Origin of the sequence: Rhodococcus sp. SMB37 (genome assembly GCF_004345605.1) — a bacterium.
Lineage (GTDB): Bacteria > Actinomycetota > Actinomycetes > Mycobacteriales > Mycobacteriaceae > Rhodococcus.
Map to the genome: position 1 here is coordinate 169,760 of NZ_SLVY01000001.1, position 15,617 is coordinate 185,376.

The following is a 15,617-nucleotide window of genomic DNA, read 5'->3' on the forward strand; positions in this document are numbered from 1 at the left end:
GGCACTACTGACACTGGTCGGGCACTGTTCGCACCAGGAGGTTGCTGTGTCCTACGTTCCACCCGCCGAGTTGGCCCGCGCGATGGTCGACGCCGGCCAGAGCAAGGTCCTCATGTCCACCCGCGACACCCTGATCAGGGCGTACATGGCCGGTGCCATCCTCACGCTCGGAGCGGCGTTCGCGATCACCGTCACGGTGCAGACCGGCAACGCGCTCCTCGGAGCGATCCTCTTCCCGGTCGGATTCTGCCTGCTCTACCTGCTGGGTTTCGATCTGCTCACCGGAGTGTTCACGATGGTCCCCATCGCCTATCTGGACAAACGTCCGGGGGTGACGATCGGATCGATGCTCCGGAACTGGGGACTGGTCTTCGTCGGCAATTTCTTGGGCGCCTTCACGGTGGCCGTGCTGATCACATTCATCCTCACCTACGGTTACTCGATCCCGCCGGACGCGGTCGGTGAGCGTCTCGGCGAGATCGGCGAGGCCCGCACCCTCGGGTATGCAGAGCATGGTGCTGCCGGCATGGCGACCCTGTTCTTCCGTGGAATGCTGTGCAACTGGATGGTGTCCACCGGCGTCGTCGCAGCGATGATGTCGAAGAGTGTGCCGGGCAAGGTTCTCGTCATGTGGATGCCCGTCATGCTGTTCTTCTACATGGGATTCGAGCACTCGGTCGTCAACATGTTCCTGTTCCCGTCCGGTCTGCTGCTCGGTGGAGACTTCACCCTCGGTGACTACCTGATCTGGAACGAGATCCCGACGGTTCTGGGCAATCTGGTCGGCGGTGTCGTGTTCGTCGGTCTCGCCCTCTACATCACCCACGTACGGACGCAGCCCACACGTTCGGTCGCGACACCGGCCCCGGACTCTGTCATGGTGGCGGACAAGACACCCGAAACCGTGTGAAGGGACCTTCCATGACTCCGATTCTTCCGAAGCACGAAGCTGCAACCCTGATCGACGCTGCCCGTCTCCGTCAGGGACTCACCTGGGCGGAATTGGCCGATCTCCTCGGCACCCCCTTGGTGTGGACCACGGCAGCGCTGCTCGGGCAGCACCCGATGACCCTCGAGCAGGCACGGTCGGTGTGCGAGCGACTCGGCCTCGACGAGACGGTGGAGGAAAGCCTGAGGCTTCAGCCGAGCCGGGGCACGTCGCCGGAGGTGATGGCGGATCCGACGATCTACCGCTTCACCGAAGCCCTGTCGGTCTACGGTCAGGCACTGAAGGCGCTGATCCACGAGGAATTCGGCGACGGCATCATGAGCGCCATCAACTTCGAAGTCGACATCGCGCGGCGCCCGCATCCGGACGGGGACCGGGTGGTGGTGACACTCGACGGAAAGTTTCTCGACTATCGCTGGTAGGAGAGAGGGTCCGGCCGAGAACGTGCCGACGCTAGCGTGATCGGATGGCCTCGTTCACTCCGATCTCTCCGGTCAAGCTGGCCGAACTCCTCACCGAGCAAGTGCGCGCACGACCGGGCCCGGTCGTCGTGGGGATCTCGGCCTCGGATGCCGCGGAGCCCATCGTTCTGGCGAACCGGGTGGTCGAAAACCTTCGCGCCGCAGGACGTCCCGCGAACGCAGTCTCACTGCACGATTTCGTCCGGCCGGCGTCGCTCCGTCTCGAACACGGACGCACCGATGAGCAGAGCTACCGGTCGAGCTGGTTCGACTACGACGCACTGGACCGTGAGGTGGTCTCGTCCCTGAAGAAACGGCAGCGTTTCCTGCCGCGGCTGTGGGACGAGGCCACCGATCGTTCGGCTCGTGCCCACCGGATGGATGCCGCCGACGATCACGTGGTGGTCGTCGCGGGTCCGATGCTCCTCGGCCGCGCGCTCAGGTTCGATATGACCGTCGAGCTGAGAATGTCCCGGGGCGCGCTCGAGCGGCGGACTCCTTCGGATGATCGGTGGACGATCGCGCCATTGCTCGCACACGGCGCCGACGTCTCTTCCGAGGCCGACATCGTCGTGCGTTTCGAGCACCCCGATCGGCCCGCGGTGCACGACGGTTGAGCTACCGACTCGCCAGGGTCTTGGCCAATGGCGAGGGGAATCTCGGCATCACCCGCACACTGCCGAGCCATTGGTCGAGCCGGGCGGCTTCGTCGGTGAGGAATGCTTCGGCATCCTTCCCTGCATCCTCGAGCATGTGGAGTCGGACGGCGCCGTCGTCGTCCTGCCACCACGTACCGACGATCCTGCCGTCCCACCACGCCGTCGGTCCGGCGTTTCCGTTTGTGTCGAAGAGTTGCTGCTTGTACGGGCCGAGGTACCACTCTCGCTCGAACCACCCCATCGTCGTGGGATCGAGCGACGGCAACAACGCGCCCCACGGCTCGACAGCCGGCGCAGGGTCGAGATCGTCGGGAAGCAGGTAGCCGGTACGTCCGTCGAGGTCCACTTCCACGGCCGCGAGTTCGGTCAAGGCGGCCCGGACCCCTCTGAACGTAGAGCCGAGCCACCACTTGATGTCGGCTTCGGTGCCCGGCCCGAATGCGCGCAGCCACATCTCGACGAGGTCCCGAAGTCCTTCGGCTTCGCTTCGCGCTTCGACCTCCTCCCCCAACCACGCGGCAGTGCGCGCCCAGTTCGGTCGCGAGATTCGCCATGGTCCGTTGTTGGAGGCCCTGACCACCTCACCCGAGGCCGAGAGCACCGTCATCACGCGCGGAGCGAACGGAACTTTCCCGCCCCATGATTTTCCGATGCCGTAATCGATCGATGCGTCGAGAATAGGTATTTCGGAACGTAATTCGGATGAGGTGGCTTCCCGGCCGCCGGCCAGGGCATCGAGGACCTCCACGGTGGCCTCGTCGAGCCACTGTGCGCCGTCCTGGTGCAACCCGGCACGTTCGACGTCTTTGATCACGCTGCGGCGCTGGGCAGCTGCGACCCGACTGCTTGCGCCGGCCTGCGCCGCCGGCAGCGCCGCACGCGGAAACACGAAGACGGTGCGACGCATCGCGAGGTGCTTGACCAGAGTTCGGTCCGTGTAGAGCGCGTCGTCGAGTTCGGCCACGGAGAAGTCGTCGACGCGCGACCACGCCGAGAGATACACGGTCGCGGGATCGGTGCCGTGCAGGCACACCATACTCTTGGCGGCCTCGACTGCATCGGGGGCGCGATGCGCCGGGGAAATTCGGTGGCGAGCCGCGAGGCGCGCTCTGCGTTCACCTAAGTCGACAGTCCGAAGCACCATGCGCTCACTCTAGATGCGGGGGCCGACATGCGTTGTTACTGTCCTGTCGTGACCTGGAGCGAAATTCGCGATTCCGCCGAGTTGACCGAACTTTTCGGCGAGCCGACCTTCCGCGCGGCGCACAAGGTACGTGCAAGGTTGCATCCGTACGACGTGGATTGGCTTGCCGCATCACTGTTCTGTGTCGTCGTCACGACCGACGAGACCGGTCGATGCGACGCATCACCCAAAGGTGGTCGACCCGGCAAGGTGGCGTATGTGATCGACGACCGCACCATCGAACTCGCCGGGCGCCCCGGCAACCGGCGCATGGACGGCTTCCGAAACATCCTGCGAAACCCGTTCGTGGGCACGAACTTCTTCATCCCAGGACGCGGCGACACTCTACGGTCAACGGTCGCGCGCGCCTGATCACCGATGCGCCGTTCTTCGACGACCTCGTCGTCCATGATCACCGTCCGATCCTGTGCCTCGTGATCGAGATCGAAGAGATCTTCCATCACTGTGCCAAGGCATTCATGCGGTCCGCGTTGTGGGACCCGGACACCTGAGATCCGGACGCGCTGCCCTCGGTGGCGACACTGTCGAAGACGATGGTCCTCGACGGTCCCGAGACCCTCGAAGAACTCGAACGGTATTACGGTCCGTCCTACGCCGACCAGCTCTATCGCCCGCAGCAGCCGTCCCCACGAGTCGATGGTGATCCGGATGAGCGATTTGTCCTGCGCGCGCATCGCGTCGCGGTATTCGTCCCAGTCCGGGTGCTCCCCGGAGATGCAACGGAAGTAATCGACGAGCGGTTCCACCGCGTCAGGCATGTCGAGCACCTCTGCGACGCCGTCGACCTGGACGTACGCGCCGTTGAACTCGTCGGACAGGACGCACACGGTTGCGCGGGGGTTGCGGCGCAGGTTCACCGATTTGGCCCGCTGCGGGTAGGTGGCGATGACGATTCTTCCGTCGTCGTCGACTCCGAGAGTCACGGGCGAGACCTGCGGCGTGCCCGATTCCCGCCACGTGATCAGTACGCCGCGATGACGGGGGCGGACGAAGCCGAGCAGATCGTCGCGCGAGACGTGGTCAGCGGTTGCAATTACCATGACGCCCAGGATAGGCGGCGTGTCCGCACCCGGCCTCGATGTTCGGAAACGACTCGGACCCGGAGGCCGTAGCCCCCGGGTCCGACAGTCGACGGCCTTACTGCTGGGCGCTGCTGATTCCTTCAGCGGAACCGGTGAAGAAGTCGAGTGCGCCGAAGAGATCAGCGGCGTTGACGAAGAATTCGGCCAGGTCAGCGAGCATGATGTAAATCCCATCTGTGGAGAATCAACAGCGGTCCGGTCGCGGCAGCGACCGCGACTCAATTGTTACCTGAGAAATCGGATTCCGCAGCGCGGACGCACTGAGAAACAAATCACATTCCGCTGATTCGAGTTGAATCACGAACTGATCACGAATATGAGAGAATTTTCATTTATGCAGTTCAAGTGCATGAACATGCCTCGACCCTCCCCTTCGTGGAGCATTTTGGCAGCGCTCGAAATTGATCTCGAAAAATATCCGGGAGAAGATCGAATTACACACCATGGAGCAAACTTTGCGCTCCGCATAATTCACACAACGGACAAAAGGAAATTACCCCCCAATTCGATTGCCAGGTTTTTCACGACATGCCGAACCGGGTCCTTCCACACATTCACCCGTGGCTGTTCGACGGCCTGCCGTCCCTCATGACGGGGTCGCACACCGACAGACACCGATACCTCGGGGGCGGTCGGCACCCTGCGCCAGCGTCGGCCCCCTATCCTGAGTGGGTATCTGTCCGCGTATACACACAGAGAGAACTATGAGACGCGCCAAGCGCAAACCTCGAAGACCCGCCCCGTCCCCTTCCGTGGACGACCACCCCGTCCCTGAACCTCGGTTCGTTCCCGACACCCGGGATCCCCGATGCTGACCGCGCTCGGGATCGCCTTCGGAATCTTGGTAGTCCTGGCCATCACCGCTCTGACCGGTTACTTCGTGGCCCAGGAATTCGCCTACATGGCGGTCGACCGCTCTCGGATGAAGGCCCGCGCCGAAAGCGGAGACAAATCCGCCTCGCGCGTCCTGTCGGTCACTCGCCGCACCTCCTTCATGCTCTCCGGCGCACAGCTGGGTATCACCGTCACAGGCCTGCTCGTCGGCTACGTCGCCGAACCTCTGATCGGTAGCGGCCTCGGTGTGGCGCTCGGAGGCGTGGGTGTGCCCACAGCAGTCGGCATCGCGGTCGGCACCGTCCTCGCGGTGTTGTTCTCCACCGTGGTCCAGATGGTGTTCGGTGAGCTCGTCCCGAAGAACCTTGCGATCGCACGGCCCGAATCCGTCGCCCGGTGGCTCGCGCTGTCCACCACGGTGTATCTGAAGATCTTCGGGTGGCTGATCCGCCTGTTCGATGCTTCGTCGAACCTGCTGCTGAAGGCGTTGCGGATCGAGCCGGTCCATGACGTGGAGCATTCGGCTACCCCCCGCGACCTCGAGCACATCGTTGCGGAATCCCGCGACACCGGTGAACTGCCGCCCGAACTGTCGAAGCTGCTCGACCGGATCCTCGACTTCCCGACCCGCACCGCGGAACACGCGATGATTCCCCGTGCCCGTGTGGACTTCGTCGATGTCGACGAATCCGTCGCCAGTGTCCTCGAGAAGATGGGCGGCGGTCACACCCGCTACCCGGTCACCGGCACCTCGTCGGACGACGTTCGGGGTGTCGTGCATCTGCACGACCTCCTGAAGACCGAGAATCCGGCAGGTACAGCAGGAGACCTGTGCCGACCCGCGGTGATCGTCCCGACGACCCTGGCGTTGCCCGAGGTGCTTGCGCAGCTCAACGCCGAAGGCGAGGAGATGGCGCTGGTGATCGACGAATACGGCGGATTTGCCGGAGTCGTCACTGTCGAGGACATCGCCGAGGAAGTCGTGGGCGAGATAGCCGACGAGCACGATCCGGCACTCGAAACCCAGGTGATTACCCGATCAGGTGACGGATGGCTCATCCGAGGCGATGCACACCTCGACGAAGTGGTCCGCACGCTCGACGCCGAGCTCCCCGAGGGCGATTACGAGACCCTCGCAGGCCTGGTGATCGCAGAGTTCGGCGGGCTCCCCGAGGTCGGTGACACGGTGACGATCGAAGTCGATCCGGATCCGGCCGATCTGGTACGCGAGTCGCATCCCGCCGCGAAGTTCCTCGTTGCCGAGGTTCGTGCGGTCGACAAGCATGTTCCGTCCTCGGTGCACGTGACGCTACACACCGACGGCGAGACGAACGACAACACAGTGGGAAACGACGACAAGACGGACGGCGAGGTGAAGAACCATGAGTAGTCCCTGGGTGGTCGCAGTCGCGACCGTGGTGTTGATCGCAGCGAGCGCGTTCTTCGTCGCCGTCGAGTTCGCGCTGATCGCCGCGCGGCGTCACCGACTCGAGGATGCGGCGCCGGAGAGTCGTTCGGCTCGTGCTGCATTGCGCAGCGCCTCGGAATTGTCGGTGCTGCTGGCCGGTTCGCAGCTCGGGATCACCGTGTGCACCCTGGCTCTCGGTGCGATCACCAAGCCGGCGGTCCACCACTGGCTCACTCCGGTGTTCGAGAGCTGGGGTGCGCCGTTGTGGCTCGCCGACGTCGCCGGATTCGTGCTGGCGCTGATCATCGTCACCTTCCTGCACCTCGTTGTCGGTGAGATGGCTCCGAAGTCCTGGGCTATCGCGCATCCGGAGAAGTCGGCGACTTTGCTCGCGCTTCCGATGCGCGCCTTCATGTGGGTCACGCGACCGGTCATCGTGCGGCTCAACCACATGGCGAACTGGGTGCTCCGCAAGCTCGGAGTGGAGCCGGTGGACCAGGTCGCGTCGGGTCAGGACCCGGATGCCCTACGTCATCTCGTCGAGCATTCGGCCACGGTCGGGACACTCGACGAGCGGTACCACGGTCATCTGAGCAGTGCACTCGAACTCGAGTCGCTCACGGTCGGTGACATCGTCACACCCGACGCGCATCCGAGCAGTGTCCGGCCCGAGGCCACCGTGGCGCAGATTCAGGCCGTGGTGCGCCGCACCGGGCACCTTCGCCTCCTCGTGCGTGGCAACGGGCACATCGACGGTGTCGTCCACGTGCGCGACAGCCTGCAGGCCGGTGACGGTGTCACTGCCGCAGACCTGATGCGCCCGGCGCTGACATTCGATGCGGCGATTCCGGTGTACGAAGCGCTGGCGACGATGCGCGAGACGAGGAATCATCTCGCGACGGTGACCGATGACGGTCGGGTCGTCGGGCTGATCACCCTCACCGACGTGCTGGCACGATTGCTCCCGTCGGAGCAGGACGCCGCCTGAGGTCCTTCGACGTCACCGGTCGCTGTCCCCGAGCACACGCCCCACGGCCTGCGGGGACAGCTCCGGTGCGTCGAGGAGCGCGCGCATCGCCTCGTGCCGGCCGTCCGGAACCGGGTGCACACCGATGTAGTTGTGCCACTCGCCACCGACCGGCAGTGGTCGGACCACGACGGTTGCGCCGGCGCTCACGTCGTTGCCCACGGTCCGGTCCATCACCCGTGTTCGCTCGCCGTTCCTCGTGTCGCGAAGGGTGAACCCCTCGCCGGAACGCACCTCGTCGAGTACACCCATGACGAGCGGCGCACCTCGCCACCGTTGCGCGAGGTCGCGTTCGTCGTCGGGAAGCGTTGTGGCCCAGTGTTCGACGAAATCGTCGAACGCTCCACCATCGAACAGGACGACGTCCGATACCAGTCGCACGTCGTCGTTGGCCTGATCGACCTCGGCGAAAAGCCGTTGCCAACGCGGTTGGTCGATGATCAGACCGGCCTTCGCGTACAACCAGACGGCGCGGCGCTCGAGCGGCGCGTCGCTCCTACCGAGATGGCACACCTTGTACTTGTGGCCGGAACCGCACCAACAGCGGTCGTTGCGGCCCAGCTCGGGGTGCTCGACCGGTTTGAAATGCTGCAGGAAGGGATACATCGCGTGCTGTGTTCCGGTGGGGGTGCGCTCGAGCAGCAGCAGACCTGCAGTCGCATCGCCTCGCATCGAGGCGAAGGTCGCGAGGCCTTCCAGTGCCGGTGAGAAGCCGGGATTCTCGGATGTTGCGAGCTGGTAGCGCCGCTCCGCCTCGTGCACGTCGCCGCGCGCGAGCTCGGCCTGTCCGATCATCCAGTGTGCAGCAGCCCGGGTGACGCGGGGCCCGCGCCGCAGGAGTTGTTCGGCGGCGCGGGCGACCTCGTACGGCTCGATCCCGAGCCGGAGCAGGGCCTCATCCTGCACCAGTCGTGCAACAGCCGGATCTGCGAGTGGTGTCAGTGTTTCGGGGTCCTCGAAGTATTCCTCCGGGTACGCATCGAGCGAAAATTCGACGTCGTCTTCCTCTAGTGACCACGACATCAGAAGCGCCAGGAAACGTGTGGCGGCGCGCGCCGAGCCCGCGTCGAGCCCGAACGCTTTGCCGAACCATCCGGACGCGGCCGTCTCGTGTTCGGCCGGACTCGCGGCCGGCTCAGTACCCGTCCGGGTCAGCTTGTTGCCGGTGCGTTCGAATCCGGTGCCGGCGAGTTGTTCGCTCACCGGAGCGCACGTGTCGCGGGCCAGGTGTGGGTCGGCGACGAGTGCCTCGAGCAGCTGGAGTTCGATGAAGAGGTCGGTTTCGCCTGCGCGTGCCGACATCGCCGATACCCACTCACCGAGTGTGCCCGGTGCCGGTTCTTCGCTGACCTGCCGGACGGTGACATCACCGTGTCGGACGGTGAGGGCGACGAGGTCGCCGGCCCTGCACGAGGCCAGGAAATCCTCGGGCAGGACGACGACCCCGAATTGCGCCCAGGGCTTGTCGGTCAGCGAACGGGACGCGAGGATCTCGTCGTGGAATCCGGGAACGCCCACACTGATCGGCGGTTGGTTCGGGAGAACCAGTGCAGGGAGCAACACGTCGAACATCTCGAGGGCATTCGCCGCGATCTCTTCCGCGGTGAGCCGATGAGTGAAGACGCGCCCGTCCAGGACGGCGTCGAGTGCGACGTAGCGCCCGTCGCGCAACTCGGTTATCACGGGGTCGACGAGAGCATCGTCGAGTTCGATCGCGGCCTCGATCCGCGCGGCGTCGCCGAAGCCTCGGCCGGAGAGCGCAGCGGCGAGCTCCGAGAGGGTGTGCGGGCCGTTCTCGCGGAGCAGTGCTGTCGCGGCGGCAGAGAGGTCGGCCGAAGAGGAATCCACATTCTGAGCCTACGGCGGCCGCCCGACAGGCACGATAAGCTCTGCATCGCCCGACCATCGAGGGATGGCGCGACACACATGACGACATCACGTTCTCGACCGACACCGTCGCGTGAACCTACGGTGGTGTGGCCGTGGCTCGGAGGCCTCGCGCTGCTCGTCTCGCTCGTGCTGCTCGCCACCGCCGGCCGGTACGGATATCACCGTGACGAGTTGTATTTCGTTCGTGCTGGGCAGGAACCGGCGTTCGGATACGTCGATCAACCGCCGCTCACACCGCTGTTCGCACGGGCTGCGGCCGAGCTCTTCGGTGAGTCACTCGTGGGTCTGCGTGTGTTCTCTGCAGTCGCTGCAGGCCTGATCGTGTTGTGCACCGGTCTGATAGCGCGCGAGTTCGGGGCTGGTCGCACCGCTGCGGTGCTCGCAGCCGCGTGCATGTCGGTGTCGGCGTGTCTCGCAGCTGTGGGACATCTGTTGTCGACCTCCACGTTCGATCTGCTCGCGTGGACGGTTCTGAGTTGGCTGTTGGTGCGTGCCCTGCGAGATGGCGGACCCACCTGGTTACTCGTCGGCGTGGTGGCGGGAATCGCCTTGCAGAACAAGGTGCTCGTCGCGATCTTCCTCCTGGCTGTCTTCGTCGGGGTGCTGGCGACCGGACCGCGTTCGGCGCTGCGCACCGCATGGATCCCCGTGAGTATGCTCGCCGCAGTGGCGGTGTGGTCGCCGTACCTGATCTGGCAGGCCGGGCACGGATGGCCGCAACTCGAGTTGTCGACCGCGATCGCCGCGGGAAGCTCGGGCACGAGCGAGTCACGGTGGCTGATTCTGCCGTTCCAACTGGTGATGGTGAGCATCTGGCTGGCGCCCGTATGGATCGCCGGTCTCTGGCGGCTCACGTACGACCCAACTGTGCGAACCTACCGGGCATTCGCAGTTGCGTACGCGCTGCTCGCGATCCTCTTCCTGGTGACCGGCGGTAAGCCCTACTACCTGGCCGGGATGTTCCCGATCCTGCTTGCAGCGGGTGCAGCGCCGGTCGTGCGATGGGCACACACGAGGCTTCGGGCAGGCCTGGTGGGTGTCGCGCTGGCGTTGAGCGCCGTAACCTCGGCGTTCCTGTTCCTGCCGCTCGTTCCCGCGGAGGATCTGCGGGAGACCCCGGTCGTGGCGCTGAACTACGACGCGGGGGAAACCGTGGGCTGGCCCGAATTCGCGGCCACTGTCGCCGACGTGTACGCCGCCCTACCCGCGTTCGAGCACCCCGACACCGTCTTTCTCGGCGGGAACTACGGCGAGGCCGGCGCGATCGATCTGTACTCGTCACATGTGGTTCTGCCGCCCGCGTACAGCGGGCACAACAGCTACGCGTCGTGGGGCCCACCGCCCGAGTCCACTCGCACCGTCATCGCGGTCGGGTTCGACGAGTCGGTGCTGCGCCGCTGGTTCGGGTCGGTGACACCGGCCGCGCGCGTCGACAACGACGTCGATCTCGACAACGACGAACAAGGCGAGACGATTTGGGTGTGCCGCGACCGCACCTCGTCGTGGGACGAGATGTGGCTGCGGCTGCAGACCATCGGTTAGGACAGTCCGGGGACCCGCGGGTTGGATTCAACCTCCGACGGTGGCGTGCATCTCCCATACGAGAACTTCGGCGCCGGTATCGGTGGTCAGTTGTTGCCCACCGCCGCCGCTGACGCGCACTGCGTCTCCTTCGGCGAGTAACCCCACCCCTTCGAGAGCAGCGTTGCCACGCGCGACGAACAGGTGCAGGAACGGTGCGTCGGGAAGTGAGACCGGGTGCCCGGGCTGCATCCGCGACACATGCAGCGCCGCATGTTGATTCCGGATACGGATCGCCGCATGGCCGGCGTGGTCCTTCATTCCGGAGGCGACGGGAACGAGGCCTCCGGAGAGCAGTTCGTGGTCGATCTCGAGTTGCTCGTATCCCGGGGTCACCCCGGCCTCGTCGGGCAGCACCCACATCTGGACGAAGTGCACCGGTGTGTCGTGCTGCTCGGCGTGCAGGCCGGTGGCGCCGTCGAAGCGCCACGAGTCGTTCTTCTCCGAATGCAGAATTCCGGAGCCGGCAGTCATGCGCTGAGCCAGCCCCGGGTAGATGACACCGGAATGGCCGGTCGAATCCTGGTGGACGAGTGAACCCTGCAGCACCCAGGTGACGATCTCCATGTCCTGATGGGGGTGCGTGTCGAAGCCCTGGCCGGGTGTGACGGTGTCGTCGTTGTTGACCATCAGAACACCGTGGTGGGTGTTTGCGGGGTCATAGTGGTGGCCGAAGGAAAAGGAATGCTTCGAATCGAGCCAGGCGATCTTCGTCTTCAGTCGGTCGTCTGCACGGCGGACATCGAGGCGAGGTTCGTGGACGGTGGTGCTCATGATGATCAGTTCTCCGGGTCAGCAGTTCGGATCTACGGTGGGCGGGTTGCGACGGGAGCGGATCTGCGCGTTCGGCAGACTCGGCGCGGGCAGGCGCGCGACGTCACCCACGTAGCCTTCGACGCTCCCGAATCTGTCGGATTCGTTCTGCCACGCGTCGCGGTAGGCGACGATCTCGTCGTGGGAACCAGCGACGAAGTTCCACCACATGACGATCTCCTCGCCGAACGGCGTCCCTCCCAGCAGGATCAGGCGAGCGGGTTCGCCGGCGCGGTTGGTCAGGGTCAGCCGGGGTACGCCGGTGCCGACGTAGCCGAGCGCTGCTCGTGGCAGAACGGTGTCGAAGAGTGCCACTTCTCCGGTGTCGACGAGGACTCCGTGTTCGAACTCGTGGTCGACGTCGAGCGTGAGGGTGGCGTCGGGGTCGACAATGATCTCGACACCGAGCAGCGGTGTGAAGGTGTGCACCGGCGAGGTGTCGCCGGCGAGGCTGCCGAGGAAAACCTTGCCGGTGCCGCCGCCGAGGTCGGTCGGCTCGGGCACGTGATGCTGGAAGTCGCGAGGAGCGTCGCGGTCGGAGTCGGGCAGCGCCACCCACAGCTGGACTCCGTGAAGGGTGCTCGTCGCCGGTGTCGAGACCTCCGAGTGGCAGATGCCGTGGCCACCGGTCATCAGGTTCATCTCGCCCGGCAACACCATGGCGTGCACCCCGTTGCTGTCCCGGTGCTCGACCTCCCCCGTGAAAAGCCAGCTCACGGTCTGCAGACCGGTATGAGGGTGGGGTGCGACATCCATGCCGCCGGTGACGGAGACGTCGTCGGGTCCGTAATGGTCGACGAAACACCACGCGCCGATGAGTGAGCGCTGTCGTTGGGGCAGCGTGCGTCGCACGGGCATGGCACGCGGACCACCGAGAGGCACCTCGCGTGAGGTGATGATCTCGACGCGTGGATTCCGGGTGTCGCCGACCGGATGGTTCTCGGCCTGGCAGAAGATCTCGGTGGGGGTGCCGTCCGTGTTGCTCATCTCGATCGTGGCCTTCCGGTCTGGTGCGGAACTCATGGTTCAGTCTGCGCTACCGGCGCTGTAGACACCGGCGGGAACTGACTCAGAGGATGGTCGAGCCGTACATTTCCCCGAGCGGATCGGCGATGAGCTCGAGACGTTCGCCGTCAGGTCCCGGGAAGTACAGCGAGACCTCGCTGTGTTCGACGAGTTCTATGTCGGCGGCGACGAGTTTGTCGCGCAGGTATTCCCACTTGGAGGGGTCGATGCTGATCGCGATGTGATGCAATCCGCCCAGCACCTCCCGGTAGGATCCGACATCGAGCCCGGGGAAGTCGAAGAACGCCAAGAGGTTTCCGTTGCCGATGTCGAAGAAGAAGTGCGACGATCCGGGATAGTCGCGGTTCTCGATGAGTTCGACCAGCGGAAATTCGAGCAGTTCCTGATAGAACTTCACGGTGCGCTCGACGTCGCTGCTCACGATCGCCGTGTGGTGCAATCCGCGCGCCGACGACTCCGGACGTGAGCCCTCGGGCCGCAGATAGCGCTCGCGGATTTCCTCGCGTCGTTGCGCAAACGAATCATGGACCTGCGCGGTGGCGGTCATGTCGGCCCTCTTTCACTCACCGGCAGCGGACACCTGCCGACTAGTTGATCCCTCAATCATTATGACAGAGTTATAGTTGCGTCGTCAACTACCTGCTACGGTTGAGGTATGGAACCGACAAATTGGCTGACCCACGACGAGCACCGGTTGTGGCGGTCCTACCTCGACGCCACCCGCATGCTCATCCAGGACCTGGACAAGCAGCTGGTACGCGACTCAGGGATTTCGTTCGCCGACTACGAGATTCTCGTCCTGCTCTCCGAAGCAGAAGACCGCAGGCTTCGGATGCGAGAACTCTCCGACGCAAGCACCACGACACGCAGCGGCATCACCCGCGCGATCACCCGAATGGAGGCCGCCGGGTGGGTGGAACGCGTCGAATGCGAATCCGACAAGCGTGGTGCCTGGGCCGCATTGACCGACAAGGGCGCCGCGACACTCGCCGACGCCGGGCCCGGACATGTCGCCGCGGTACGCGCAACGATGTTCGACGTCCTCTCCCCCGACGACATCACCGTGATGGCCGACGTCTTCACCGCGATGCGCGACCACATGCAGTTACACCGGCGCACCGGCTGACCTGCGAAACGCTCATACGACCGATACCCGCACCCTTCGCAGCTACGCTCGAAGCCGACCGCCATTTCCGGAAGGATGCAGAAATGCCCACGGACACCCCCGATCCCCGCCTCGCCGATATCACCATCTCCCACAATCCCCAGCAGAACCGCTACGAGATTCTCGACGGCGACACGGTGATCGGACACACCGACTACCGCGCAGGTGAAGGCACCCAGCGCGTATTCGTCCACACCGAGGTGGACGAGAACTACGGCGGTCTCGGCCTCGCCGGCCGCCTCGTGAAGTTCGCTCTCGACGACGTCGCGTCACATGGCGGGCGCATCGTTCCGGTATGCCCGTACGTCGCGAAGTACGTGACCAAGCATCACGACTACGACGACATCGTCGACCGGCCCGGTGGACCGGCATGAACCACGCCGACCGCATCTCCATCGACAAGCAGACCCGCCCGGTATACCGCGCGCAAGTGGCCGTCGCGGTCGCCGTCCGGGACGCCGTGAGTGAAGCAGGCCTCGATCGAAAGCTCGCCGAGCTCGTCAATATCCGCGTCTCGCAGATCAACGGGTGTGCCTACTGCCTCGACGTACATATTCGTGACGCACTGAAAGCGGGCGAGAAGGCCCAGCGCCTCGCCGTACTGCCCGCATGGCGCGACACCGACCTGTTCACCGACGCAGAGTGCGCCGCACTGACACTCGCCGAACTGGTGACCACCTTGCCGTCGTCGTACGAACAGGACTGCCGCTACGCCGAGGCCCGGACGGCATTGAACGACGAGCAAATCTCCGCGATCATCTGGGTCGCGATTGCCATGAACTCGTTCAATCGCATCTCGATTCTCAGCCGCCACCGAGTTCGCCCGGACGACTGGAAGGCCTGACCGGCTCGGATCCCGAGGGTCGTCCGATCCGAGCCGCGACCGGGAGTAGCGCCGCGGTCACCAACGAGACCACCAGCACACCCAACGCCATACCCGAGAACACGTCGTGTACGTAGTGCACACCGACGGTCACGCGCGAAAGACCGAGCACCATGGCCAGCGGGGCGACCAACCAGAGTGACCGTCGGACGGCGAGCACACACGCGGTGGCGAACGACGCTGCGATCACGGAATGATTCGACGGCCATGACCAGTCACCGATCTCCGGACACTCCAGAACGGTCGCGATACCCAGGGTCCGGCACGGCCGCGGTTCGGTCACCACCAGCTTGATGAATTCGCTGAGCAGGTATGCGGCGACCACCCCGGCCCCGGCGACCACGAGAGTGCGGAAAGCACGTCGATCCTCACGCCAGGACCACACGGCGAGTGCACCTGCGGTGGCCACGAGGACAAGCAGTCCTTTGTCTGCGACGACACCCGCTGCCGGCCCCAGGAACGACGCTTCGAATGTCTGCGCGACCGCAAGATAGAGCTCATCACGGACGGGCACGGCTGCCACAGCGAGCAGTGCCAGGACGACCGCTGTCGGCATGGCAGGGAGAAGCATCGACTGGACCAACCTCGGGGGAATACGAGGTGAACGCTCGGTGACAACCATGATCGACAACGCT

General features: G+C 64.8%; 16 protein-coding genes and 1 pseudogene. 10 read left to right on the plus strand and 7 right to left on the minus strand.

Going from position 1 to position 15,617, the window contains the following annotated elements:
- Positions 1 to 46 precede the first annotated feature (46 nt).
- Genes EV641_RS00820 through EV641_RS00830 form a run of 3 tightly spaced genes read left to right on the plus strand, consistent with a single transcriptional unit; the run spans position 47 to position 2,027 of the window.
- The gene (locus EV641_RS00820) at positions 47 to 910 is read left to right on the plus strand and encodes a formate/nitrite transporter family protein (RefSeq protein WP_054713192.1); all 864 of its coding nucleotides are present in this window, start codon (positions 47 to 49) and stop codon (positions 908 to 910) included.
- A gap of 11 nt (positions 911 to 921) precedes the next feature.
- A complete protein-coding gene (gene cynS / locus EV641_RS00825) occupies positions 922 to 1,371 on the plus strand; it encodes a cyanase (protein ID WP_132470138.1) in 450 nt (149 codons plus the stop codon).
- A gap of 44 nt (positions 1,372 to 1,415) precedes the next feature.
- Positions 1,416 to 2,027: a hypothetical protein gene (locus tag EV641_RS00830; RefSeq protein WP_054713193.1), complete on the plus strand. Its 612-nt coding sequence runs from the start codon at positions 1,416 to 1,418 to the stop codon at positions 2,025 to 2,027.
- Position 2,028: 1 nt separating this feature from the next.
- On the opposite strand, the gene EV641_RS00835 is transcribed toward EV641_RS00830, so the two are convergent.
- Positions 2,029 to 3,213 (minus strand): winged helix DNA-binding domain-containing protein, encoded by a 1,185-nt coding sequence (locus EV641_RS00835; RefSeq protein WP_132470140.1) that lies wholly within the window; start codon positions 3,211 to 3,213, stop codon positions 2,029 to 2,031.
- 27 nt (positions 3,214 to 3,240) lie between these two features.
- Here EV641_RS00835 and EV641_RS30225 point away from each other — a divergent pair, with 27 nt between their 5' ends.
- Complete coding sequence (locus EV641_RS30225; protein WP_347238207.1) at positions 3,241 to 3,624, plus strand: pyridoxamine 5'-phosphate oxidase family protein; 384 nt, start codon at positions 3,241 to 3,243, stop codon at positions 3,622 to 3,624.
- A gap of 272 nt (positions 3,625 to 3,896) precedes the next feature.
- Here EV641_RS30225 and EV641_RS29370 read toward each other — a convergent pair.
- Positions 3,897 to 4,313, minus strand: a pseudogene (locus tag EV641_RS29370) (PPOX class F420-dependent oxidoreductase); the annotation flags it as partial.
- A gap of 850 nt (positions 4,314 to 5,163) precedes the next feature.
- On the opposite strand from EV641_RS29370, the gene EV641_RS00845 reads away from it, so the two are divergent.
- The gene (locus tag EV641_RS00845) at positions 5,164 to 6,579 is read left to right on the plus strand and encodes a hemolysin family protein (protein WP_054718120.1); all 1,416 of its coding nucleotides are present in this window, start codon (positions 5,164 to 5,166) and stop codon (positions 6,577 to 6,579) included.
- Positions 6,572 to 7,585, plus strand: coding sequence for a hemolysin family protein (locus EV641_RS00850; RefSeq protein WP_132470144.1), 1,014 nt, complete (start codon positions 6,572 to 6,574; stop codon positions 7,583 to 7,585). The genes EV641_RS00845 and EV641_RS00850 overlap by 8 nt, the downstream gene beginning before the upstream one ends.
- 12 nt (positions 7,586 to 7,597) lie before the next feature.
- On the opposite strand, the gene EV641_RS00855 is transcribed toward EV641_RS00850, so the two are convergent.
- Positions 7,598 to 9,472, minus strand: coding sequence for an SEC-C metal-binding domain-containing protein (locus EV641_RS00855; RefSeq protein WP_132470146.1), 1,875 nt, complete (start codon positions 9,470 to 9,472; stop codon positions 7,598 to 7,600).
- A gap of 78 nt (positions 9,473 to 9,550) precedes the next feature.
- Between EV641_RS00855 and EV641_RS00860 the strand changes: the two genes are divergently transcribed.
- Positions 9,551 to 11,056 (plus strand): glycosyltransferase family 39 protein, encoded by a 1,506-nt coding sequence (locus tag EV641_RS00860; RefSeq protein WP_132470148.1) that lies wholly within the window; start codon positions 9,551 to 9,553, stop codon positions 11,054 to 11,056.
- 27 nt (positions 11,057 to 11,083) lie between these two features.
- On the opposite strand, the gene EV641_RS00865 is transcribed toward EV641_RS00860, so the two are convergent.
- From EV641_RS00865 to EV641_RS00875, 3 genes are all read right to left on the minus strand, one after another.
- Entirely contained in the window at positions 11,084 to 11,869 is a 786-nt protein-coding gene (locus tag EV641_RS00865; protein ID WP_132470150.1) for a pirin-like bicupin family protein, read from the minus strand.
- An 18-nt stretch (positions 11,870 to 11,887) separates the two neighbouring features.
- Positions 11,888 to 12,895 (minus strand): pirin family protein, encoded by a 1,008-nt coding sequence (locus EV641_RS00870; RefSeq protein ID WP_132470755.1) that lies wholly within the window; start codon positions 12,893 to 12,895, stop codon positions 11,888 to 11,890.
- Positions 12,896 to 12,977: 82 nt separating this feature from the next.
- Positions 12,978 to 13,481, minus strand: a complete 504-nt coding sequence (locus tag EV641_RS00875) for a VOC family protein (RefSeq protein WP_054713579.1) — start codon at positions 13,479 to 13,481, stop codon at positions 12,978 to 12,980.
- 108 nt (positions 13,482 to 13,589) lie between these two features.
- Here EV641_RS00875 and EV641_RS00880 point away from each other — a divergent pair, with 108 nt between their 5' ends.
- The 3 genes from EV641_RS00880 (at position 13,590) to EV641_RS00890 (ending at position 14,943) form a co-directional block, all read left to right on the plus strand.
- Positions 13,590 to 14,060, plus strand: a complete 471-nt coding sequence (locus EV641_RS00880; protein WP_054713578.1) for a MarR family transcriptional regulator — start codon at positions 13,590 to 13,592, stop codon at positions 14,058 to 14,060.
- Positions 14,061 to 14,143: 83 nt separating this feature from the next.
- The gene (locus EV641_RS00885) at positions 14,144 to 14,473 is read left to right on the plus strand and encodes a GNAT family N-acetyltransferase (protein ID WP_132470152.1); all 330 of its coding nucleotides are present in this window, start codon (positions 14,144 to 14,146) and stop codon (positions 14,471 to 14,473) included.
- Positions 14,470 to 14,943 carry a carboxymuconolactone decarboxylase family protein gene (locus EV641_RS00890; RefSeq protein WP_132470154.1) on the plus strand — a complete coding sequence of 158 codons (474 nt, stop codon included), beginning with the start codon at positions 14,470 to 14,472 and terminating at the stop codon, positions 14,941 to 14,943. The genes EV641_RS00885 and EV641_RS00890 overlap by 4 nt, the downstream gene beginning before the upstream one ends.
- Here the strand turns inward: EV641_RS00890 and EV641_RS00895 are convergent.
- On the minus strand, positions 14,903 to 15,604 hold the full coding sequence (locus EV641_RS00895) for a phosphatase PAP2 family protein (protein ID WP_241996714.1): 702 nt from the start codon (positions 15,602 to 15,604) through the stop codon (positions 14,903 to 14,905). The genes EV641_RS00890 and EV641_RS00895 overlap by 41 nt on opposite strands.
- Positions 15,605 to 15,617 lie beyond the last annotated feature (13 nt).